Annotated in this window: 21 protein-coding genes and 2 pseudogenes; 12 read left to right on the forward strand and 11 right to left on the reverse strand. The window is 56.8% G+C overall.

Annotated elements, in window-relative coordinates:
• Positions 1–108 precede the first annotated feature (108 nt).
• On the reverse strand, positions 109–774 hold the full coding sequence (locus F3H10_RS07255; protein WP_149784115.1) for a DUF1102 domain-containing protein: 666 nt from the start codon (positions 772–774) through the stop codon (positions 109–111).
• Between the two features lie 15 nt (positions 775–789).
• Entirely contained in the window at positions 790–1452 is a 663-nt protein-coding gene (locus tag F3H10_RS07260) for a hypothetical protein (protein ID WP_223174250.1), read from the reverse strand.
• A 449-nt stretch (positions 1453–1901) separates the two neighbouring features.
• On the opposite strand from F3H10_RS07260, the gene F3H10_RS07265 reads away from it, so the two are divergent.
• The 4 genes from F3H10_RS07265 to F3H10_RS07280 all read left to right on the forward strand — a co-directional run bounded on the left by F3H10_RS07265 (position 1902) and on the right by F3H10_RS07280 (position 5272).
• Complete coding sequence (locus tag F3H10_RS07265) at positions 1902–2483, forward strand: DUF7344 domain-containing protein (RefSeq protein ID WP_149784116.1); 582 nt, start codon at positions 1902–1904, stop codon at positions 2481–2483.
• A 119-nt stretch (positions 2484–2602) separates the two neighbouring features.
• Positions 2603–3001, forward strand: coding sequence for a hypothetical protein (locus F3H10_RS07270; protein WP_149784117.1), 399 nt, complete (start codon positions 2603–2605; stop codon positions 2999–3001).
• A gap of 442 nt (positions 3002–3443) precedes the next feature.
• Positions 3444–4112, forward strand: coding sequence for a tyrosine-type recombinase/integrase (locus tag F3H10_RS07275; protein WP_149784188.1), 669 nt, complete (start codon positions 3444–3446; stop codon positions 4110–4112).
• A gap of 329 nt (positions 4113–4441) precedes the next feature.
• Complete coding sequence (locus tag F3H10_RS07280) at positions 4442–5272, forward strand: IS5 family transposase (protein WP_149784118.1); 831 nt, start codon at positions 4442–4444, stop codon at positions 5270–5272.
• Between the two features lie 378 nt (positions 5273–5650).
• Here F3H10_RS07280 and F3H10_RS07290 read toward each other — a convergent pair whose 3' ends face one another.
• The 4 genes from F3H10_RS07290 to F3H10_RS07305 all read right to left on the reverse strand — a co-directional run bounded on the left by F3H10_RS07290 (position 5651) and on the right by F3H10_RS07305 (position 8724).
• The gene (locus F3H10_RS07290) at positions 5651–5932 is read right to left on the reverse strand and encodes a helix-turn-helix transcriptional regulator (RefSeq protein WP_149784120.1); all 282 of its coding nucleotides are present in this window, start codon (positions 5930–5932) and stop codon (positions 5651–5653) included.
• A gap of 237 nt (positions 5933–6169) precedes the next feature.
• Positions 6170–7420: an RNA-guided endonuclease InsQ/TnpB family protein gene (locus tag F3H10_RS07295; protein WP_149784121.1), complete on the reverse strand. Its 1251-nt coding sequence runs from the start codon at positions 7418–7420 to the stop codon at positions 6170–6172.
• 285 nt (positions 7421–7705) lie between these two features.
• Positions 7706–8209: an IS630 family transposase gene (locus tag F3H10_RS07300; RefSeq protein ID WP_149784122.1), complete on the reverse strand. Its 504-nt coding sequence runs from the start codon at positions 8207–8209 to the stop codon at positions 7706–7708.
• On the reverse strand, positions 8206–8724 hold the full coding sequence (locus F3H10_RS07305) for a winged helix-turn-helix domain-containing protein (protein WP_149784123.1): 519 nt from the start codon (positions 8722–8724) through the stop codon (positions 8206–8208). The genes F3H10_RS07300 and F3H10_RS07305 overlap by 4 nt, the downstream gene beginning before the upstream one ends.
• Positions 8725–8958: 234 nt before the next feature.
• On the opposite strand from F3H10_RS07305, the gene F3H10_RS07310 reads away from it, so the two are divergent.
• Together F3H10_RS07310 and F3H10_RS07315 are read left to right on the forward strand one after the other, a co-directional pair.
• Positions 8959–9558, forward strand: a complete 600-nt coding sequence (locus tag F3H10_RS07310; protein ID WP_149784124.1) for a hypothetical protein — start codon at positions 8959–8961, stop codon at positions 9556–9558.
• Between the two features lie 120 nt (positions 9559–9678).
• Positions 9679–10470 carry a hypothetical protein gene (locus F3H10_RS07315; RefSeq protein WP_149784125.1) on the forward strand — a complete coding sequence of 264 codons (792 nt, stop codon included), beginning with the start codon at positions 9679–9681 and terminating at the stop codon, positions 10468–10470.
• Positions 10471–10984: 514 nt separating this feature from the next.
• Here the strand turns inward: F3H10_RS07315 and F3H10_RS16320 are convergent.
• Positions 10985–12907 (reverse strand): hypothetical protein, encoded by a 1923-nt coding sequence (locus tag F3H10_RS16320; RefSeq protein WP_223174251.1) that lies wholly within the window; start codon positions 12905–12907, stop codon positions 10985–10987.
• Between the two features lie 148 nt (positions 12908–13055).
• The gene (locus F3H10_RS07325; RefSeq protein ID WP_149784126.1) at positions 13056–14279 is read right to left on the reverse strand and encodes a tyrosine-type recombinase/integrase; all 1224 of its coding nucleotides are present in this window, start codon (positions 14277–14279) and stop codon (positions 13056–13058) included.
• Between the two features lie 327 nt (positions 14280–14606).
• On the opposite strand from F3H10_RS07325, the gene F3H10_RS07330 reads away from it, so the two are divergent.
• Complete coding sequence (locus tag F3H10_RS07330) at positions 14607–15383, forward strand: ABC transporter ATP-binding protein (protein WP_149784127.1); 777 nt, start codon at positions 14607–14609, stop codon at positions 15381–15383.
• Complete coding sequence (locus tag F3H10_RS07335; protein WP_149784128.1) at positions 15380–16990, forward strand: hypothetical protein; 1611 nt, start codon at positions 15380–15382, stop codon at positions 16988–16990. Before F3H10_RS07330 ends, F3H10_RS07335 begins: the two co-directional genes overlap by 4 nt.
• Positions 16991–17176: 186 nt before the next feature.
• Here F3H10_RS07335 and F3H10_RS07340 read toward each other — a convergent pair whose 3' ends face one another.
• Positions 17177–17614: a hypothetical protein gene (locus tag F3H10_RS07340; protein ID WP_223174252.1), complete on the reverse strand. Its 438-nt coding sequence runs from the start codon at positions 17612–17614 to the stop codon at positions 17177–17179.
• Entirely contained in the window at positions 17614–18447 is an 834-nt protein-coding gene (locus F3H10_RS07345; RefSeq protein ID WP_149784129.1) for a ParA family protein, read from the reverse strand. Before F3H10_RS07345 ends, F3H10_RS07340 begins: the two co-directional genes overlap by 1 nt.
• Positions 18448–18645: 198 nt before the next feature.
• Between F3H10_RS07345 and F3H10_RS16325 the strand changes: the two are divergent.
• From F3H10_RS16325 to F3H10_RS07370, 4 genes and pseudogenes are all read left to right on the forward strand, one after another.
• Positions 18646–18867 (forward strand): annotated as a pseudogene (locus tag F3H10_RS16325) (DUF7558 family protein); the annotation flags it as partial.
• Positions 18868–18880: 13 nt separating this feature from the next.
• Positions 18881–19477 carry a DUF7437 domain-containing protein gene (locus F3H10_RS07355; RefSeq protein ID WP_149784130.1) on the forward strand — a complete coding sequence of 199 codons (597 nt, stop codon included), beginning with the start codon at positions 18881–18883 and terminating at the stop codon, positions 19475–19477.
• Between the two features lie 576 nt (positions 19478–20053).
• Positions 20054–21004 carry an ABC transporter ATP-binding protein gene (locus F3H10_RS07365; RefSeq protein ID WP_149784131.1) on the forward strand — a complete coding sequence of 317 codons (951 nt, stop codon included), beginning with the start codon at positions 20054–20056 and terminating at the stop codon, positions 21002–21004.
• Positions 21004–21804, forward strand: a complete 801-nt coding sequence (locus tag F3H10_RS07370) for an ABC transporter permease subunit (protein ID WP_149784132.1) — start codon at positions 21004–21006, stop codon at positions 21802–21804. Before F3H10_RS07365 ends, F3H10_RS07370 begins: the two co-directional genes overlap by 1 nt.
• Here the strand turns inward: F3H10_RS07370 and F3H10_RS07375 are convergent.
• Positions 21802–21885, reverse strand: a pseudogene (locus F3H10_RS07375) (IS6 family transposase); the annotation flags it as partial. The gene F3H10_RS07370 and the pseudogene F3H10_RS07375 sit on opposite strands and share 3 nt — an antisense overlap.
• Positions 21886–23001: the final 1116 nt, after the last annotated feature.

Genomic DNA, 23001 nt, shown 5'->3' on the forward strand with positions numbered 1-23001 from the left:
GTATGCCTCCCCTGACGGGGGAAACCCACCGGCGGAATCGAACCGCCGTCAAACACCAGCGTGGGTTGAAAATCAAATAGATGGGAACGTCCCATCCGATGAGACAACTCAGGGATTAACGATCAGGTTAGGTGTTCCAGGATCGATTGTCGTTCCACTATCGTCGGTGTCGGCAACGATCGTGGTCATCTCGCCTTGGGTAGTGTTGTTATCGGTCGGGTTGTTGACGTTTCCGTAGGTGGATTCGTCGTCAGTAACAATTCGTACACCAACGGGTCGCTGTCCACCGACCGGAACTGTCAGGTCTGCGGTGGTACCATCAATCACGGTACGGTTGCCGCTTCCGTCTTTCGCGATGAATTCCAACGTAACATCGCCCGGATTTCCACTTCCATTTTGCAGCGGGACGTCAATCAACGACGTGATATCCACATAGACATCCTGGGTTCCCTGATTTTCAATCCGGAACACGTCGTCGAAAATGTATGTCGAATCTACGCCGACCCCTTGACTCGATGTTGGGGTCCCCTGCCAAGTATCATTTGCATTATTGAAATCTAATGCGATCTCACCATCTCCTGAATCTGCCGTCGCGAAGGTGGCATTTGGTTGACTACCACTTGGGAAGATCGCGAGGAATGAGTCAGATTCGTCAGCAACAGCAACGGTTGCCATCCGATCCGCATTGACACTCGTGAAAGCCCCAGTACCGAGCATCCCGCCTGCCCCAGCCACGGCGGCTCCAATACCTGCGATGAGACCTCTACGTTTCATGTCATATCACCTTTGTTAGAGTGAACTGTCCTGATCGGCGATGAACGTTATACTCCCACTCGTTGAGACGTCTGCAGCCTCGAAGTCCGTCGTATCGACCGTGAGATCGAGGTGGACGGATTCTCCCTGAGTGAGTTCATACGCACCATCGTTGCTCGGATCAGGCACGGTGGAACCGTTCCAGGGATCGGGATCGCCCGAACTGTCGAACGCGATATTATCGTTCAGGTTGGATGACGTAGTCTCGTCTTCCCGGACCGCTAGTCCGACATAGGCAGTACCCTCGGGAGTACCGGTGTCGTCGGTGAGATCAAGATCTGCTAGGTCGACACTGAGGTATGCCGACTGGGTTCCTTGGTTCTGAACCTCGATCAAGTCGTCGATCTCGGTCACGGAGTTAGGGTTGAAACCATCACCGAGATCAGTAGTTCCGTTGCTACTACTGAAGTCCAAGGAAACCTCAGCACCGCTCGTATCTAAGTACGCATCCGAGTTCGCACCCGGATCAGTGTTCGGGCCTGCCGCCTTCCGCAGCCCGAGGTACGCTGCGTCGTCGCCTGCAACCTCAACGTCCACGTTCCGATCCGCTTCCACACTCGTGAACGCGCCTGTCCCTACGGCAGCTGCGCTTCCTGAAGCCAATGCACCTAGTCCGACGACAAATTTGCGCCGTTGCATGTTGGATTTCACCTGTGTTCTGGCACCCCCGAACCCGACCGTTCGGGCCGGAAGCGCTCGAATGAAGCATGTTGGGGGATCTACTTCGTTATGAGATCCTCGAGGCTACATCGTGGAGCACTCGATGAATCGAATGGCCAACTCGATTCAGTTCAAGCACGTCTCGTTGTTCGCATCAAGCAGTGCTTGAAGTTGAAATCCACATATATCGCGGATTTCAGGGTATCGTTTTGGACAAATCGAGAAGAGCTTGAAGACCCAAGAGTGGACCCTGTGTCATTTCAATCAGTCCTATCACAACTGACAAGGAAGCCCTGATAACATAAAATAGAAAATAATAACAGATGAAATATGCTAGTAGTTTACAATATCTACCCTCACAAATATCAACTGACACTCGGCGGCTTGGGACTGGGATACCTTGGCCGGCGGACAAGGGGGTCGATCCAATGCCACCAATCACTACACCGGCAAACGAATCAAACTCAAATGGGAATGAACTGTCCGAAGACGATATTTATGGTGTTCTATCGAACCGACGACGACGATTTGTGATCCACGCGCTCAAACGCAAGCAAGGACCGGTCGATATCTCTGAACTTTCGGCGCACATCACTGCCTGGGAAACCGGTAAAGATCCGGACGAGGTCGAGTACGAGGATCACCGAAGCGTGTACAGTACGCTCAAGCGTACCCACTTGCCAAATCTCGAAGAGAACAACATCGTAACCATCGACAAAGAAGAGAATGTGGTTCGTCCCACACCTCAACTAGAAAGTCTTGATATTTATGTCGAGGCTGTCAGCAGCAAGGAGATCCCGTGGAGCCTTTACTACGTCGGGCTCGCAGGTGTCGCGCTCACACTCCTACTCGCGGTCACAGTTGAAGCACCGATATTTGGAGCACTCAAGCCGCTTGAAGTGGGTATTTTTACAGTCACCGCCTTCGGAATATCGTCAGTTGTCCACCACATCATCGGCCTCCGCACCCGTCTTGGTAATAGGGAGAAACCACCTGAACTCTATCAGTGAGAATGAGAGCACCTAGTCGGACGTCGCCGATTCGTGTGGGGAAATTCCGTCTCTTGAGCATTCTTCTCGCATTTACAGCAGCAGTCGGACTTATTTTTGGTACCGCTGGGTTCACCACTATGGATGCTGACCGCGGAGTTGGGATCAACGTAGCTGAGGACGACAATGCATATCTCGGCTATTTGCCGCTCGTTGACGGGGGTGAGAATATTACTGCAGGGGAACCCACACCGCTCGTAGAGTACCACAACCAAGTCGGTGTTAACCTCGACACATTGGAGGTCGACGTTTCGCGCCCAGATTCGTCTGGACCCACAATCAAAACCTTCGATTCCCCCGATCAACTCGATCGAGGTAGCGCTGGTACCGTCATCGTTACGCTGACCTGTTCTACAACACAGGTGGTCGAACTCAACTTTGAGGTGACCGGTAGCGGATCAGGAACAAGCGTCTCGCTTGATCGTACTCTCAGCGTTACGTGCGTACCGAATCAAGAGGAGGGGGAAGATGAGGAGTGAGATGCTCCCTCGCTCGTCTGAGGCAGGGTGAAAGCCATCCAATCTTCACACCTGATACAGCAGTAAACGTCCAGCACAGCCAGCGACTCTGTATCGGTCAACATCGTTGATGTCTCCGAATTTGTGGCATTATCGAGGATAACGAATGGTTTCCGATTGGTGGTCTCGATAGTAACCCTCTCAAGAAATGTCCACCTTCGGTTACACATTCAAACTGACAGACCACCGAACAAATAAACAGGTGACCTACCCCAAGTTCTTCTTCGTCCTCAAGGGTAACGGCTTCAATCAGAGATCTGATTTCATTTCGATAACGGGGTCTTCATTTTGAAGGCGGTGGATATCGTCCTACCTGTGCTAATTTGAGTTTCTGACTTTGGTAATGAAATCGGGAACTCAAAGGGCCAAGCGGCCCAATCAGCGTTACGAGTCATTTAAAGAGATGAGCGAGTCAACGAATTCGGAAACTCAAAGCGAGCAGGCCCGAGTCTGCCTTACGCCCGAGCAGGTCGACGCGATTCGAGACGCCGCCACCGACACCGGCGCCAAGTACCTCCGAGCTCGGAACGAGACCATCATCGCACTCCTCGCCGACACCGGCCTCCGCAACGAGGTGCTGACTCAACTCACCACCGAGATGTACCTCCGCGACGCCGGCGAGCTGTACCTCCCAACAAATATCCAGAAACAGCCAGGGAACGGTCGCGACGACTGGCCCCGCTCACACCACCTCGATCTGGACGTCGACGGCACGATCGGCACCCAGCGTTCGCTCAACACCTACCTCGACAACCGCTGGAAGGACAGTTCCTACCTCTTCCCCTCACGGCAGTCCGACCAGATGACAACCCGCTCTGTCCGGAACGTCGTCAAGCGGCTTGCGCACGAGGCCGATATACAGCCGTTCAGGTACGACGAGAGCGGCGAGTTTGGTCGGGGAGACCCAGACGACGTCCATCCTCACGTCTTCCGGCACAGCCTCGCCTATCGGCTCCTCCACGATCGCGACCGGGATGACAACCACTTCGATATCTACTTTGTCCGGAACCGGCTCCGGCACGCCAGCCTCCAGACGACTCTCCGGAAGTACGACCACTTCCGTACGATCTGATCACTTGTTGGATGACAGCTACTCACTCGCTTTCTCAGAGAGGATAGATTGGATCTGTTGAAATCCTCAGCTGGTGATAGTTTTCAGTAACCGTGCAAGATACAGGGCACGAATATCGCACGTTGAGGTAGCGAAATCAGGGATCGCTTGATTCGGTCAGTACAGGCGACTCACGTACCGATCTCTGACACCGATCTTTCCACAATATGTCAGTAGCGGCGTACAAGATACAGAGTATTTATCTGTTAGAACGGCTGTGTTGAATCGCCATACGGCAGCGAGGTAGGCCACTAAATCAAAGGAGTTGAAGCGGGAAGACTCGGTTGCCTATGACACAAATCTCCCGCTTCATCGGGGAAGTTGTGCCGGTTGCTCAAAGAGTTACTGGCGATGGAGGCGAATCCGCCGCCCCGGACGGTGGCGGCGGATTCGCCGACTACGCACTCGTTTCCCTCCATTGTCTCCGGATTTACCTCGATACGTCATACCGCATGACAATCGACCTGCTCACAGAGATGCCACAAATAACGGGGGAGATCGGCCTCAGCGCGGCCGATCTCCCCGCGCCGTCCACGTTGTGTAAGGCGTTCGACCGGATCAGCATGAGCGTCTGTCGAGTGCTGCTGCGTCAGTCGGCGCAGCTGCACGATCTCTCTGAACACGCTGCGATCGACGCCACATTCTACGACCGCTCACCAGCAAGCCGCCACTACTGCCAGCGAATCAGCTACCGCGTTCAGAAGTCGAAAGTCACGAAACTCGTCGATACAGCGTCGCAAGCCGTCCTTGACGTTCACTGCTCAACAAATCGGGAAGGAAGTGACGCAGACCTCGCAGAGCAGATCGCCCGCCGGAACGCGGACGATCTGCGGTCTCTTGCGGCCGATAAGGGCTACGACAAGCAATCGCTCCGCGAAGGTCTGCGTGAGCTCGGGATCAGACCGCTGATCAAGCACCGCATCTTCGCACCGTACGACCACGCGCACAACGCCAGAATCGACGATAACCGCTACAATCAGCGCTCAATGACTGAAACCGTGAACTCGGCTGTCAAGCGCTCGCTCGGCTTCGCCGTGCGAGCGCGGTCATGGTTCCGTGAGTTCCGCGAAATCGCGCTGATGTGTGTCGTCTATAACATCAAACGCTTCGTCAAACAGTGAATTCCTCCGCCTTACAGCGATTCAACACAGCCGTTAGAACCCATCTTAGGACCGTTCATCTCTTCTGATACTATGCGCTGTAATGCCGACCGAATGTGATAATCTTTTTCTAGGGGATCAGCTTCATCCAACGCCTCTTTGAGATGCTCCTTGACCATGGTTTCGGCCATCTGACTTTCCTGTTGGCTAATATCCATGTTAGCAACATTATGCTACCACATATAGTTATACACAGCTTGTTAACGAATATACGACTCCTTGATGCGGTCCGATGCCGCTGTATTTGCGCTGTGTATCTTACACGGCGCTCAGAACATCACTTGAGACTGGTAGGATTCTCGTCGGTCAGTTTGCGGGACTCAGTATGAGGCAGTTCAGTCAGCCGTCGTGATCAATATACTCGGCTTCCCATTCAGCCCTCGCCTCGATTTCTCTGGTGCCTCGACGAGTCATGGTGTACTCGTTGGTTCGTCGATCGCGCTGGCTTTTCTCGACAAGTCCCTTCTCAACGAGCGTGTCGAGATTCGGATAGAGCCGACCATGGTGGATCTCCTTTTCGTAGTAGTTCTCGAGTTCGTCTTTGATCGCGAGCCCGTGAGGGTCATCAAGGCCGGCAACTACGTATAGCAGGTCTCGCTGGAACCCAGTAAGGTCGTACATATCACAATTTTCGTGTTCAGGTTTTGAGATACTACCGATCCAGTTCTGATGGAATTCTCTACTTTGTGCTCTGTTGAATCCTCAGAAGGCGTCCGTATCAGGTCATTCTGTGCTCGGTTTAGAGCCGCTGCCGAGTGAATTTGGAGATAGAGTCTTGAGAGAGAGCGAGAGGATCGAGATCACTTGGTGGGTCGATCCAATTCATCGTCGACGAAGAGCGAGGTGAACTACCCCACCCTACTCAGCCACATACGTGGCTTCGTTGAGGGTGGGGCTTCCTGTTTCCACGACGCGCTTTGCAGACACCGAAATAGTGTCCGTAGGGAGCGCAGTCTCCACAGACGTATCTTCGGGCCATCCCAGCCCTAGCTCAGAAAACCCTCTCTGCAAGATGTTTATCGCCGCGTTCGCGTCACGGTCACACTCAAATCCACAACTGGGACACGAGTGGTCTCGTACCCAGATGGGTTTTGCTGTTTCCACACCACACGTCGCACACTCCTTTGTCGTTCCCGCTGCGTCGACTTGTACGACGTGTGTCCCGTACAGCTCACCCTTGTATTCGAGCAGGGTGATGAACTGTCGCCACGCAGCGTCTTGCTTGTTCCGTGCGTTCCCATCGCTTTGAAGCATCCCAGTAACGTTCAGGTCTTCTACGAACACTGCATCGTACTCTGTGACGAGCCACGCCGTGAGCTTGTGCTGGTAGTCCAGCACCTTCTGACGGATGTGGCGTTTGACCTTCGCAACTGTTTGGCGCTGATTCTCGTAGTTGTTTGACCCGTATTCCTTCCGTGAGAGCTTTCGCTGCTCTCGACGGAGACGATCGTACTCGTCTTCCAACTCAAGCCAGTCCACGGTGTTGCCGTCCGACGTGTGGATGTAGTTCAGAATGCCGAGGTCAATTCCGATACTGTTGCTCGTATCGAGCGTCTCCACGTCGGGTTTTCCAGGCAGATCTGCCGTGTCAGTTTCGAGGCCGAAGGAGACGAACCACTCGCCGGTCGTTTCCTGTTTCACCGTGACTTCTTTGATGGTTGCTTCGTCGGGGATTTCGCGATGGTAGCGAATCTCGATATCTCCGATTTTGGAGAGCCAGAGTGTCGCGGTGCGGCCACTCGTGTTTTTGAGCTCGAAGCCGGACTGCGAGTACGTCATGCTCTGGTAGTCTCTGGGTGATTTCCACGTGAGCTTCCCGACCGTGTTCCCGTTCTGTTTCTGTTCGGAGAGTCCGGTGAGGTTCTGATAAAACCGAGTGACGGTTCGTTGGAGAGCCTTCGAATTGACGTCTGAGAAGATGGAAAACTCGTCTTTCCAGTCGGGAAGTCGAGAGTGGTGCTTGTACGCAGAGCCGATGTCGTCGGCGTCTGTGTTTTCGTACTCGTACAGGGTGTAGTTGTACGCTTGACGATGAACGTCGATGTGGTAATCAAGCCGCTCCGCTACCTCTTGTGTTGGGTAGGCGTGGTAGCGGTGACTGTACTCCATCGCTGTCTCTTGATTAGAGATATGTCGATTTAATGGTTTGTACTGGTGTGCGGCGATTCATCCCCTCCCTACTCGCTCGCGATACTCGCTCGTGGAGGAAGGGGCATTCTCGCCTCAATTTTGGTAAACGGTCCTTCAAAGATCGTGATCCCCGTGCCATCATTGGATTCAACTGAGCAGTTCAGTGTACCCCGCTTGGCAGAATGATGGATAAACAGAACCTCTCGTTCTGGCACCGAGTGACCACTATTCCCCAGGTCACCGCTCTTTGATGCCTTGTAGGGATTAGCATAAGTAGTGATACACTTTTGGTGTAGTGAGTCTCGGGATTGTTGCTGTGAGGAAGCGTTTCACGTCGTCAATCGTCTCAAAGAGTAGGTTCTTTCGAGCGGCTTTGAGCTGGAGCCAGCAGTTCTCCAGTGGATTCAGCTCAGGCGCATACGGTGGTAGATATTCAAGAAGCAGGCCGTCGCCAGCGGCCTGCTTCTTGAGATCCTTGGCGATGAAATACGGCGCGTTGTCCAAGACGATCACGAGCTTCTTGCCGAAGCGATAACGGAGCGCTCGCAAGAAGTGCTTGCTGACCTTAGCGGTGAACGAGTCGGGCGTCAGCGCGACGAAGTGCTCACCAGTGTCAGTAACTACACCGAGCATATTGATCGCCGCTCGCCCGCCCGAGACCGGCAGTCTCGGGCGGGAGTTCACCGGAAACCACGTCGGTTTCTGATTCGTCGAAACCGCCTCCGTATGCTGATCAATAACCGCAATCGTGTACCCGTCAGCCTTCAGCGCCGACCACTTTTTTTGAACTCACCACGCCAGCGTGCTTTCTCAGCGGGATCGGCTTTGTAGTGGTACGGCCGGGCTGTCTGCCGTGACAGCCCGGCCTTTTCGAGGAGTCGGTACATGTGCGCGTGAGAGTACTCGACGCCGTAGGTGTCGAAGATGTGCGACCGGAGGAGTTCAGGTGACCACGCAAGCTCGTCGTAGCCGACCTCTGTCGGCGACGCGTGTAGCGTCGCCGTCAGTTCCGTCCACTGGTCAGCGGACAGCCGGGGTGGTCGCCCGGCCTTGGGTGCGTCGCCGAGCGCGGTTACGTCGCGCTCGGCGACTACCTCCAACCAATTGTATCCAGTTTGGGCAGGAACACCGAGCAGATTTTCAATTTCATAGGCAGAAAAGCCCGCATCGTAGAGGAGCGCAACCGTCAGTTGCTTGGTCGCTTTCGCATCAGTTTCCCTCCGCAGTTGCTGGCGCAACTGCTCCGGATCGACACCATCCAACTTTGCACCCTCACGAGTCATACTACCTCTACGCGCTCAGAGAGCATCAAGACCTCTACTAATCCCTATTGGAAGCGCCCGTAACTTCAGTACCCAGTCACGCCGAGTAGTTGGATGGTCGGGGGCACGATTTTCGCCATCATCGGAGGGTACGTCGTTGGGCCCGATATATCCCCGCACAAATCGTCTGGTGTCGATACGTGAAAGGCGTATTTACACCCAATTTTTATCCCCCTACCGCTATATATTACGTGTATGACTGAAGTAGATCAGAAAATTCAGCTGGTCCGTGAGGCCGGGGAGATCGGGCTTGAGCTCTTGGAGTGCGACACTCCGCCGGTCAGCCGGTATGCGCCCGAGGGCGACGACGGCGTCCCCATCTTCCAGGAGGACGAGCAGTTCTGGAGTGCGTGGACCCAAGCCCGCGACCTGGCGGCTAAGTTCGACGACGACCCCATTTTGGAGGAGGTACGAGACGACTCGGTTCCTCACTTCGCTATCCACACCCGTCGCCGGATCGGCGGAGAACGGTTTGCGAATGTGGGATTCGTCTACGGGGCGGATGGGAAGTGCGTCATCAACTTGGAGTTCAAGATCGAAGACGGCTGGCGGGCGATCAACGACTACCAAGAGGAGCTGACCGCGCTCGACATCGGCCGGCAGATTGCGGCGGTCGAGCTCGCCGTGCTGGCGAACGAACTCCAGTCACCCGCTGAGACCTTGGACTACTGGATGACGCAGACGCTCTACTCGACTCGGCAGTCTTCGTGGGCTGATGATCGGAAGGCCAGCCCGCAGACAGTCAGCGACCGGGTCCGGTCGGCGAAGGAGAAACTCGATTTCGAGGAGGCATGATGGCGGAATCTACACACACTTATGTGAAGGCCCACCTGGCTGAATACAGCACCAACTGAATCACTAATGGCGCTCCTTCCCTTCCGTACCGAGTCAGACACCTACTCGACGTCTGTGACGATGGACGCGAGCACTGTCGGTGATACGACGGTGACGGCAGCCGTGTATGCCTCCCGGGAGCTCGAACCGGCGATTCTGGAGGCGATCTACGACCACGGGAGTGGCATCGAATTCAAACCGTTCTACAACAAGGCGAACGACTACGAACACGCCGTCCGCCGAGACTTCACCGAAGCCGTCCTGCAGGAATTTCCGGAGCACATCCGTGTGTTCTCCCACCGCCAGAGCCTGGATGGGAACGAGGACACCCAGCAGGTCGAAGCGGTCCACTCCGCGATCCACGTCCACGACATCTTGAACACGGTCGCCGAGCCCCCCGCGGTAATCGTCGATGGGAACGAACAGCAGGCCAAACCGTTCGTCGCCGCACTCGGAGGGCTGCGAGACGATCGCCCGCTGGTGGCTCACTGCCAGAAGTCGGAGTTCTACTACCCGGCGGCACTTCTCGCCGACTTGGTCTCGAACCACCTCGCCCACCGGATTAACAGCACAGACACGATGCCGCGGGCAGGGGAGCTCGTCATCCCGGCCCCACGGGCGAAGCACCATCGTGGCCAGGACTGGGGGCAGGCTATCAGCGCGACCTATCGGAACTCGCCTGAGTACACCCCTCCGACGCTCCCGGCGCTTCGAGGCAACACTGTCCGAGAGCGAGTCAATTGCTGGTACGAGGGTGCCGTCATGCCGCATGAGGGTGTGGACGAGCCGATGTCAGACTCCGTTACGCGGGTGGTCAACGCTCTCCAGCGGAACGGCTACGATGACCTCGCTGAGAAACTCCGAGAGTTGTAACTGCTGAAGTTGGAATAGCGCCATTTCCCGCCCCCACGTCCGTCGAGGGACATGGTCGAACGGGCTCAACACGCTGGCGCGCAGCGCTCACTTACTACTACTACCGGCCGCGGTGATAAACCTTCACCATAACTAATGCGAGACGACGACGGTAACAAATCCACAGTCAGACAGTGATGATCCGATGAAGGCACCCACGTTCTTCGGTGTGGCTTATCTTGGACACGGTTCTGACCGATAGATCTCCAAAACTATACGCCCATTCTGCTCTGTTGAATCCGCAGACAGCGTGTGGATCGGGTCTGAATACACGGTCGTCAAAACTCTGGAAGTGACGGATTCTCACCCGCAAACTTCGAACAATGGGGTGATTTTGGAGAGTGAAAACCGTATCAGACCAACTATCTGTCGCTGACTCCTGCTCGAACGCTGGATGCTAGTCCGCTGATCCGGCCGCCGTCGTCAGATTCAACAGAGCAGAGATGTCTATAGATTGCGTATGTCTTGACTCGTGCTAGAGAACTTGGAAGTAATGGTCGATGATGTCCTGTTTGGCTGTCTCTCGGGTCCGTCCCGCACCCTCTGTGAGTGGTCGGAGATCAAAGAATGGCATCCCTGGGACCTTGCCGTCCGCCTCCGGAATCTGGATGTATTCGACGTCCGCGAGGTTTCCGAACAACGTCCGGTGACACCGCAGATAGTTCTCACACATCTCGCCGTCCTTGGGATCGATGAGGATTGTCGGCCCCTCGAGATTGTGGTGGGAGGTGAGCATGTCGTTGAGTGTCGCGACTGTCTTCCCGCTCCCAGTGGTCGCCGCACGGATGTAGTGCTGGGTGAGATGGTCTGCTGACAGCGACAATGCTTCCCGCTTCGCGAGGTGGTCCCACCACTCGTTTTTGCTCTCGATGGTGCTGATCTTGTCTGGCTCCTCGGAGTCATCTCGGAGTGCGGTGACGGCGTGACCGATCGTCATGCCGGTCGAGAACTCTTTGAATACTTCTTCGTTCGGTGAGGTGAGCGGCGACTGCGCCGTCGGTCTCCCACCGGTCCCACCTCGGCTCGCTTTCGGCAGCGTGTCGATTGACGGAACTGTGATGAAGTTTGAGAGCTCGTTGATGTTACAGACGAAGATCGGCTTTCGGCGTGTCAAGGATTCGAACCCGTTCGGGTAGGTGATGCCGTGGCTGAGCATCCGCTTATACTCAGGTTCGTTCGTACCGAGGTAGTTCCCCTCGATGGAGTAGAACTTCCCACTGAGCTGGTTGAGTGAATCTTGGAGATTCCGGGCACACTCGGTGTCTGAGGTGGCCGCTCGGAGGGTGACGTTATAGGTGTGAGATGGATCTTTCAGGTCGATCTGACCCATCCGTCCCGTGCCTGAGCGGTAGCCTGCGGTCTGTGAGTCGTGGATTGAGCCGCCGATTTCGTGGGGCGTGTCGCTCCGGTGGCGCTCCTGTTTTTCCTCATCAGAGACGCCGAGGACCCCGTCGAGAAGAGTCCGAAGGAAGAGCCCGCCGGTCGTGTGGACGCCTTGCTTGAGGTTTCCTTTCTGCCGTTCGGCCTTCGGAGACCAGTCTGCGCGTGGCCCGAAGACTGCCTGAAAGAGGACTGCGCCGTCTGATTGGATGATGGTTTCGAGGAGATTGGAGAGTGGTGAGCGTTCAATCGCTTCGTTGTCGAACGACGAGAGCGTCGTCATCCAGTCCCGTCGTTTTTCTTCGACGCCTTCCCAACGAACCATATCAGGAACGTCATCGAAGATGTCCGTGATGTCGAAGTTTTCTCGACCGAACTCGAAGTCCTCTGGATACTGCGATCGTGTTGTACTTTCGAGACGGTCACAGGTGACATCTCCGTACTCTCCCGGTCCGATGAAAAACTTGAACTGAGCTTCATCCTCCGGCTTGTAGATGATGAACTCAAAGTTAGGGGAGGATTCGATGCCGGGAATATGGAGATCCATATCGAGTGGGAGCTTCCGTCCGTTGCCAGATCGATGGAGTCCGTACAGCTCCCGTGTGACGGTCTCTGAGTTTACCTCCTCGCGTACAGGCGTGATCCGAATGTATTCTTGTCCAGACTGGATCTCTTCAATGAAGTTCTCTGCCTCATCAGCGTCTAGCGTCCCGCTTAGTGACGGGTCAACTGTGGATTCGTAATCCGCAGGAATGTTGAGATCGTCTTCATCATATTCCTCATCAGGGCCGGTTTCGAAGAGGTCAAAGCCGCCTTGATCTACCTCTGGAGTGGGAGCACCTTCCTGCTTGTTGGATAGTTCATTTGTCTCTTCATCTGGTGCCGATGAGCTGCTGTCGACAATACTGTCGGAAGTCTCATTAAAGCGAGATTCCTGTCCCTCAGAAGGTTCGTCTGGATCGGTCGGTCCTCCAGGTGATGGAGGGCTGTCTTTCGGATGATTGTCTTCTTGACCCACGATAAAAAATTCGACACAACCGGGTTAAATGAGTCTTTTGGGGGGGGGAATACCGGCGCACTGTTCAGATTAGAATTGAAGGATGAAGCGACTGATTTTCTGAGTGATCTATGTCCGACGCTCTTCTGTAGGAGATTGTGACTCCAGACTATTGGGTAGCAGCGTCCTCGAACGCCTCAGCAAGCCGCTCATACATTGCGTCGCGAAGATACTCACGACGCTTCTCTTCGGAGAGATAGTTCCGAAACACGACCATCGGATCGCTGCTGCCCTGTTCGTGAGCGACACTCTGGAGGCGCTCTATCACCATCTCGACGGCGTCAGCGTACGCGCTGTACCAAAACCGACGTCCCATCTTCGAAGTCGGAAGCTCACCGCGAACTCGCACATCCGCACGCGTGGCGATCGACTTGAACCGCCGGTTGAGCGTCTCGCCGGTCACATGATCACGTCGAGCGTCTGGCGAGGGGAACAGATAGCCATCCCATCCCTGCCGATCCGACAGCTGTGAGATCCGGTCCGCAAGGGCATCTTGGCCGTAGATCAATGCCACTGTTCCGGGACCATTCTTCCGCGTGTCGAAGGAGAGATACGGTGACTCAGTTTGGAGTTCAACATTCTCGACGTGGAGGGTTGCTAATTCACTCCGTCGCAAGCCCCAGGCGCACAGCCCTAAGACGATCAATCGCTCTTCGATGTTCTCAGCCGCAGCCGCAAGAGATCCAACCTGTGCGGGCGCAAGCGCGGGGTTATCGCGCTTAGCAACGTCCCACTCGTGGTCGTATCGAACAGGGTTGAACGCACCATAGCCGCGATCGACGAGCCAACTGTAGAGATCGTCAATATCAGACCGGTACCGACGCTTCGAATCATTACTCTCGAGCTCTTCATCAAGGACATCGAAGACCGCTGTGACGCGCTGAATCTCTTCAGGTTGGTCAGCGACATCGGTGATACGAGAGACGATGGCGGCCGTCCCGTGGAGGTCATCGTAATGGCGAAGGAACTGACCGAGTCGCGAGCGCTTTGACTGGAGGGTGGTCTCCGCAGCCGACCCCCGTTGTTGTGACCGGAAGTACTGTTCGAGGTACTCGATCATCTGCTCGTTATCGATTGGCCACGATCGAGTCTCCGGTGGGGTGTCGTCACCAAGTCCAACAGCCTGTTCGAAGAACTCGGTGAGTGTCATTTCATGATGTTCCCGAACGGTGTACTGGAGACCGCTAAAGCCGTGGTCAACGAGCCACTGGTAGGAGGGGATCTCGTTTGGATCGTATCCGTCTTGCCGGCGTTCAGGAGCGATTTCGCGCTCGTAGAAATCGCCGAGTTCGTCGAGTGATTTCCTTGACCAATTGTAGGTTTGCTCACTCACGGAGATCCCGGGGGAGAACCCCGCGTGCTGCCCCCTGTAGTAATTCTAAGCGTGGTGATCTCATGGGGTAGCGTCTATTTGACAGTAGTATAATAGTATTGGTTATGCGCGTGTCCGTTGGAGACACGCGAAATAAGCAACTTATCGGACAGAGAATGCTCAAGAGTAATGTATCATATATCGCTATACAAAATGAGAGTTCGGCGGAGCGATCACGCTGTCTATTCGCGTCGCTATCTACCCATGCGGCACCACTCCCGTACGTGTGACCCGAAGATGATTCCGAAACGCATAGACGACCGGTTCGGGAAATGACATCCGTTACGTATGCCCTCCACCCACGACGAATCCGCCATTCTGGCGACCGATCTCCGGAAGAGCTACGGCTCAGAAGTCGCTCTCGGCAGTCTCACACTCGACATCCCGCACGGGACCGTCTACGGCTTTCTCGGCCCGAACGGTGCGGGGAAGACGACGACGATGCGGCTCCTTACCGGTCTCAGCGATCCGGACAGCGGATCGGTACGCGTCTGTGGCGTCGACCCGAGCGACCGGCGTGCGATCGCCGGTCGGGTCGGCTATCTCCCTGAGACGCCGCCGCTGTACGACGAGTTCAGCGCCCGCGAACAGCTCGAATACGTCGCCGACCTTCGCGACATTTCGCGGTCCGTTGCCCGAGAGCGCATCGGCGAGTACCTCGACCAATTCGGGTTAGCTGGTGACGCAGACAGGCGGATCGACGGGTATTCGAAGGGAATGAAACAGAAGACCGCGTTCATACAGAGCGTCCTACACGAACCGGACGTCCTGTATTTAGACGAACCGACATCGGGGCTTGACCCCCGAGCGGCGCGCACCATCCGAGAATCGATCACCGCGTTCGCCGACGCAGGAACCACGGTGTTCCTCTCAACACACATTCTTCCGGTGGTCGAAGCCGTCGCTGACGAGGTCGGGGTGTTGTTTGACGGGAGACTCGTCACCGAGGGGACGCCCACCGAAGTACAGGCCCGTGCGGAGACTGGCGAGAGTGGATCCCTGGAAGACGCGTTCCTCGCCGTCACGAGCGAACCCGAAACGGACGCGGCCTCTCGGAGAGAATGAGCGTCCGACAGGACGTTCGCCACGGGCTCCGAATTGGGCGGGCGGAGTTCGTCCGAAGCCTCCGTGGGTACCTCGGAAACCCCCGTCGAGTCCTTGGACTCCTGCTCACGGCGCTGTTCTTCGGCGGCGCGCTCCTGTTCGCGCTGCCGACAGCGTATGTGCTTGGGCAAACCGCGCGCTCCGTGACGGCGGTCCCGTTCTTCGCGCCCGCTGCGACGCTCGTTCCTCTCAGTCTCCTGTCGATATCGGTGTTTCGGACCCTCGAACGGCTCGGACATATCGACGGTGCGGATTTCGTCCTGCTGGCGGTTCACCCGCGAGCAGTCGTTATCGGGCTTATCACAGCGGAGGTGGGACGGCTCTCCCTGTGGTTCGGGATCCCGGTCGGGGCAGTGGTGGTCACATTCGCACTCGGAATGGGCTCGCCGCTGCTCGTTGCTTCGGGCGGGGCGGTCGCGCTGCCGCTCGTTTGCTGTGCCGCCGTCTGGGGGTACGCCGGGGGAATTGCTGTGCTGCGACTCCTGCGGAAACTCCCCAGCCTTCGCCGTCTCCTGAAAGCGGTCGGTATCCTCGCGATGGTCGGACTCGTCGTCGCGTCACAGTTCGCCGGGCAGTTCATCGTCGAATCCGACCTCTCAGTGCAACGGCTGTTGTCGACAGTAGCGTTCGATCCCCTCGTGGAATACGTTGCGCTCGCGTTCGTCGGAACACCGGTCTCCAGACCGACCTCTCCGGAGGCGGTGGCGGTGCTGGCGGCGTTAATCGCTCTCACGCCGGTCGGTCTCGCCGTCTCGACCAGGCAGGTTTCTACGCTCTGGTTTACCGATCAGGTCGGCAACAACGCGTCGACGCAGGTGCGGCGATCGAGCGGCGGATTCTCTGGCCCACGACCGTTCGCATGGACTAAACCCGGTCGTATCGCGTGGGGGATTCTCGTGCGCGGTCGCCGTGATCCGGCGGAGTTGAGTCATCTCCTGATTGCCGCCTTTTTTATCCCACCGTTCGGGACGATGTTTCTCGAGTTTTCGGGCGACGCCCTCGGACCCCTCATCACTGGGGGGGGCGTCGTTCTCGCGACATACCTCTCAGGCGCTACCTTCGGGTTGAACCCGCTCGGTGACGAGCGGCCGCAACTACCGTTCCTCCTTCTCACCGAGACATCATCCGCGGCTCTCGTCCGTGGACGGCTCCTCGCCGGCGTTGCGATTGGAGTGCCGGTCGCCGTTCTCAGCTCGTTCGTCTCGATCCTTTTCGGGATAACGGTGCTTCAGGCGGTGGCGACCGCCGCCGTCGGAGTTGTGATGTGTCTCGCTGCGGCGATGTTCGCGGTCGGCATCGGCTCGGCGTACCCGATCTACGAGGAGCGCGAGTTCTGGGGGACGGAAACGGTCGTCCCGTCGACGCTCGTCATGATGGTGTACCTGTTTGTCGTGGGTGGCGGAACGGTTCTCGGGCTGTTCGTGACGTGGTTCGCAGTCACCGGAAACGTCGTGTTGACGCCTGTATTCGGCGTGCTCTTCGGTACGTATCTGCTGTTGACGAGCGGCGTTTCGTATGGTTCCTACCGCTATGCGCTCCGGCGGCACCGACGCTATACGCTGGCGTGATCATGCGCCCCGCGTCCTTTCGGACTGTCAGTCCGCCGAGCACACGCTCGCTGTCAAGCCGATCGACGACACACCGGTGGGACATTCCACCTTGTGAGCCCTGCGAGGTGAACTGTTCGGCGTCCCCAATTGGGGCGCGCTCGGTGATGTTCCTCTGAGGGATAGCACGGGCCGTACCGATACCGGTCACTCGATATCGTAGCCCCACTCTCGAAGTACGTCGGCGACCTCGTCTAGATGGTCCATTCCGACGAGGTATGCCGCCTCTCGGGCGTCAGTGAGTTCGACATCATCCCCAAGTTGTTCCTCAAGCGCAGGCCGGAGCTCCCGACGTTCCCTCTTTACCGTGTGTTCCGTATAGTGGATCGTCTTGTGGTCCCGATCGTCTTTCACTCCATCGCGACGGTGGATCCACGGCAGCCGAGACGATTCGTCAGCAGGATGATCAGGAATGCCTGGTAGCGTCGTCGACGTCGGATCCGGTTCTGGCGTTGTTGATTGCTCATCGAACGGATCACCAGCATCTGTGTCCGCATCTGCGACATTGTCGACAGGTTCCTCGTCGACATCGTCATCCTCGGCGAACGGATCATCGCCGCTCCCGGACTTCATGCCGTTCGGCATTAGGCACTCACCTCCTCAAGATGGCTGGCGAGCTCGTGTAACTGCTCGAGCGTCTCCATTTCATGATCGCGTTTCCGAGATCGATACTCATTGACGTACGCGAATGCTGTCGTCTGCTTGTCCCAACAGCCTTCGAAGAGCGACGATCGCTCACCAATGGCGACCGGCGCGTCGTACCCCAGCTCGCGGATACGCGTCAGGTAACGTTGTTGGTCCGTCGTCCGCCCAACGCCGTTCGGCACAACCGCAAGGACGCCAACGGTGACACCCACCGTCTCTTCGAAGCCCTGAACAACATCTTGTAGCCCCTCTATCGATTGCATCCCTTTCCCTGTTGGTTCCAGCGGGATCACCAGCGAACGGGTTGCGCCAATGGCGTTGTAGAGATGGGGGCCAGCGGTTGCCGGCGGATCGACGACGATCGTATCGTACTTCTCGGGGATATCCGCGTTGAGCAGTACTTGTCGTAGTTGGTCGTGGCGCTCAAACTCTTCGCCGAGGTCTTCTGCCATTGAGGCAGCGCGAGCAAGGAGATCGGCGAGATTTTCTAGCATATTGTGACTGGGGACAAGGTCGAATCCAAATGGCGTCTCAAGGATGAGGTCCTCGAATGCGCCCTTTGGTCGGTCGATGAGGTGGCGCGCGATGTTGTCTGCGTTACTATCTTCTCGTGGAGCGTCAACGCCGAGTAAGTACGTTAACGAGCCGTTCTGTGGGTCAAGATCGATTACGAGAACATCGCGATCGTGCTGGCCGTGCGCGTCAGCGAGATTCGACGCGAGCGTCGTCTTCCCGACGCCGCCGGCTTCGCTGTATGTCGTGTACGTGAGCATGTTTTACCTGTTAGACCCATTCGTCATAAATTTGCGTCAGACAAATTAGTTAGTATGGTTAGTTGTACTGTTCAGTACAACTGGTTAGTATGATCATACAGTACAACTAATTAGACAATGTAGAAATGACAGCGGGAGTATCTAGTAGCAAACACTCGAGTTCCCCTCTTACAGTCTCTCCAATAGTCGTCGGGGCGCGATCAATTCGTCTGTGACGACTGTGGGCTGGTCGTCGACACGCTCGCGGCACTCGCCCGGTTCCGGGTCGAACTCGGGTTTCTGGAAGGCCCGTTACAACAGTGCGCCCGCTGTAGTCCATCCGGGCTCGCGACGTATTGGACACGGGACCTCGAGGAGCATCTGGTCGCGACGCTGGTGGAGTGGCCCAAACACTCTTTACTGTTTCACTGTAAACTGTAATCAAGAACCACCCGTGTCACGTACCTCAAATCGCGCCGACGGCGACATCGTCCAGGACTTCCTCTCGGTCGCTGACCTCCTTGAGGAGCCACAACTGGCTCAGCTATACGCGTACCTCGCTCGGGAGCGGGAGGCGACCGTCCAAGACGTGATGGACGACCTCGAACTTGCCCAGGGAACGGCCTATAGCTACGTCAACCGGCTCGTCGACGCCGGCGTCGTCGACGTCACCGACGACGAGCAGCCACGCCGGTACGCCGTCCGGGAGATTGACTTGACAGTGACGACGGCCGCCGGTGACCGCGAGTACACGATCACGCCGGCGCTGATCGACGCCGTCGGCCGCCGTGAGACGGACGCGGATATCGACATCTACATCGACCGTCACGGCGTCGCCGGCCTCGCGACCGCGCTCACCTACGCCGTCGCCCGTGAACGCGGCGAAGTGACCCACCGACTGATGGCCGAAGACCTGAACATCTCACCGCTAGCCGCGGAGATGATCTTGCAGGCGCTCAGGCCAGTGGTCCACGAGCACTACGACACCGAGGAAGCAGGGACGGGGCTCGATGAGTTGGACATCGACGGCAACGAAACTGGCGACGCGTGAGTCGGCTCCACATCGCCGACACCGGCCTGTTCGTCGCGATGGGACAGCCCTCGAACAGCCGCTATCAGGCCGTTCGTCGTGTACGCAAAGTACCAATGGGTGGGAGTCTTCGACAGACGCTCGAACGACACGTTCGGTTCAACAAAATTTTCGCAACCCACGATCCCGGAGTCGCGAAGCTCTCGTTCGGAGCGTTGACCGCCGTTCTCGTCGGGTGTCTATTCTTTCCGTTACTCGCAGGGGGGCTTACCGCAGTAACACCAGGTGTGTATGCTGCCTTCAGCGTTCGCCGAGCGTCACTACTCCTCACTGTGCCGGCGCTTGTCGCAGCCGTCCCACTAGGAGTGTATGGCTTTACCCGAGATACGTTCATCTGGGCAGGTCGGCGTTATCGCTGGCGCTCAAAGTTTGATGTCGAGGTATTAAACGAGTAGTTTTCATTTAGTGTGTGTCAATCAATGGTGAATGGCTGATATGTAGCAGCGAATTCCGCGATGATGCTGTAAGCAGAGTTTCAGACTTAGAAGCACTGACCTTCGGTTTAACAGGTCTCCCGCGTTCAATGAAGTTATAGCAATGACAGGTCCCGCGATTGAAATAGACGGATTGAGCAAACGGTTCGGTGACGTGACCGCTGTCGATAGTGTTGATTTGACCGTTGAATCGGGTGAAATCTTCGGGTTTTTAGGTCCGAACGGGGCCGGAAAGTCCACCACGATCAACTTGCTGTTGGACTTCGTGCGACCGACGAGTGGAAGTGCGTCCATGCTTGGACTAGACGTCTCGAAGGACCGCGAAACGCTCCACAGCCGGATCGGCGTCGTTCCCGAGAACTACGGATTGTACGACAGACTGAGCGGTCGGCGACACGTGGAACTCGCGGCCAAACTGAAAGACGCTGACGACGACCCCGACGAGCTACTGGATCGGGTCGGTCTCTCACAAGAAGACGCGAACCGGGCCGCCGGGGACTATTCGACGGGGATGAGCCAGCGACTCGCCCTGGCGATGGCGCTTGTCGGTGCGCCTGATCTTCTCATCCTCGACGAACCGACCAGCGGTCTCGACCCGAACGGCGCCCGGGAACTCAGAGATATCATTCGGGCGGAAAACGATCGCGGCGTGACGGTGTTCTTCTCGAGTCATATTCTCGAACAGGTCGAAGCCGTTGCCGACCGAGTCGGCATCATGAATGAAGGAGAGCTCGTTGCCATTGACAGTATCGGCCGCCTCAGACGCCAGCTCGACACTGGCGCGCAAGTGATACTCGACGTGGACCGCAAACTGGAGCGCAATCTGGGCGACATCCCGAATGTACGCGACATCGATGTAGACGACGAGACCGTTCGGGGGACCTGTGTTGAACCAGCGGCCAAACTCCGGTTCATCGACCGTGTTCGCGAGCTAACGACGGTCACCGACGTGCGGATTGAGGAATCATCACTCGAGGATCTGTTCGCCAGCTACACCGGTGAAGACACGACGGACAGTCAGACCGAGACGGTAGTCCCGGGTGGTGTCGCGTAATGAGCGTCCGCACCATCGCCCGGAAAGACTTGGCCGACGCCAGTCGTTCGAAGGCTCTGTGGGCGGTCACTTTAATCGTCCTCCTGTCGACGGCCGGGATCACGACACTCCTCGCAGTGACCAGCGACATGCCAGCCGGTGAGGTGTTCTCCCTCTCATTCCAACTCGGTGGGACGATGCTACCCATCGTTGCGCTCGTGCTCGCCAAAGGGGCAATCACTGCCGAGCGGGAGTCTGGGTCGCTCCGAGTCTTGCTGAGCTTGCCGCCGTCACGCCGGGACGTTCTCGTCGGGAAACTCCTCGGACGGACAGCCCTGATGCTCGTCGCCACGCTTATCAGCGGGTTCGTGACCGGTTTCGTCGTCCTCACGATACTGGGTGGGACATTCGGTTTACTGGCGGCATTTATCGGGTTTCTCGGCCTCATGGGCGTGGCGTTCGTCGCTATCGGAGTGGGGATCTCCGCGGGTAGTTCGAGCGACAGTCGTGCTACCGCCGTCGCCGTCGGAGCCTACATGATATTGGTCGCGTTGTGGAACCTCATCCAGAGTGCCATCCAGTACGGCGCCGTCGAACTGGGTCTGATGACCGAGGGCAGCGCGCCGGCGTGGATGAAATTAGTCGGGCTGTTCCCGCCCAACCGCGCCGCGAGGGCTGCCTATCGGAACACTGTTGGGGGGCAGCTCTTCGGAACGGACCCGTTCGCGTCGGTCTGGCTGCCGGTTCTCGTCCTGTTGGCCTGGATCTTGGTTCCTGTTACGATCGGGTATCTCCGTCTCCGTGACGCCCAGATCGGGTGATAAGCCAGCCAAGTGGAGCCGGATCCCGAGCCTCATCGCCGATTCGGGTATCGCCTCTCGCTCCAGAAAATCTAACCCGATACGACCGGTATCGCCGCTGAGGCGGTCGAAACGAGAATATCAGGCCGTGCTATCATCAGTAGGTTGTGTCATCGACTGTTAGATTCATCCCCGCCTTCAGGGCGGGGCTTTCTTTTCGCACTTCCGTAACGATGGACTGAACGAATGAATGCTCCGTCGCGACTGCCTGCTCACGGTTGGGTTCGGCAGGCGCTACTTCGACTGTCGAACCACTCGACAGTTGTCTCCACGAACCGAAAATCGGCTCAAGGACAGACAGGTTGAATTGGAATCTGATCTGTGAGAGAACAGCAATAACGAGAGCGCGGAGTACTCGTCGTGTGCCTTGACACCGCAATTTGTTACTAATGTCTGAATATTAAAAATCGAAGTGATATTGGATTCAGCAGTATTCAGCCGGCGAGAGGTTCTCTTCTTCGCGTAGTGGCAGTTTAACAGTTTGGCCCGTACGTTGTGGGTGGTCAGTATGGCTGCCAGACGTATACTACGATACCGTGTGACCTCCTCCTCGCCGTAAACGGCGAGGCTTCCCACGGCACTACACCGCTGGGTTGGGATATTTGCTGGTTCACGGCCTGTCGGCATGACAGGCCGATGGCGGGGCCACACCGCCGTTACTCCTATCCCGGCAGGGGACTCGGAGTTATCTTGACCGAGACACCACAGCGGTTCGAGAGTGTGTCTCGAACGTTCTGGGCCTCGGAGTCCCGATATTGTGCATTTGAGTGGGCGGTGTGACCGCCTCGGTGTACGTCATGCTACGATACACTATTAGTTAAATATCCGTATTGTTGCTGAACGTAGGTTGTGGAGGCGATGTCGGATTCACGCCCGCCGTGAACGGCGGGATTCTCTCCTCGAAGAAAGATAGTATGCCGGAGAAGGCACCGTAAGAGATGGCCTCCACTGGCGCGTCTCCTAGAAGGAATGAAACGGCTGAGACTGTAACAATCCAGAGAAGACCGTGAAGGAGAGCGGTTCGTTGTCGCTCAGTCGTGGGCGGAAAACTGCTCGGCAGGCGCTGCTTAGAAGGCATGAATAATCGTGGAGCAGGGATTTCCTTGAGTCTATGTACAGGTACACAGTGTGACAGGGCCGCTAGCGGTGGAGGACCGA

The organism is Halorubrum aquaticum, from assembly GCF_900113615.1.
GTDB classification, from domain to species: domain Archaea; phylum Halobacteriota; class Halobacteria; order Halobacteriales; family Haloferacaceae; genus Halorubrum; species Halorubrum aquaticum.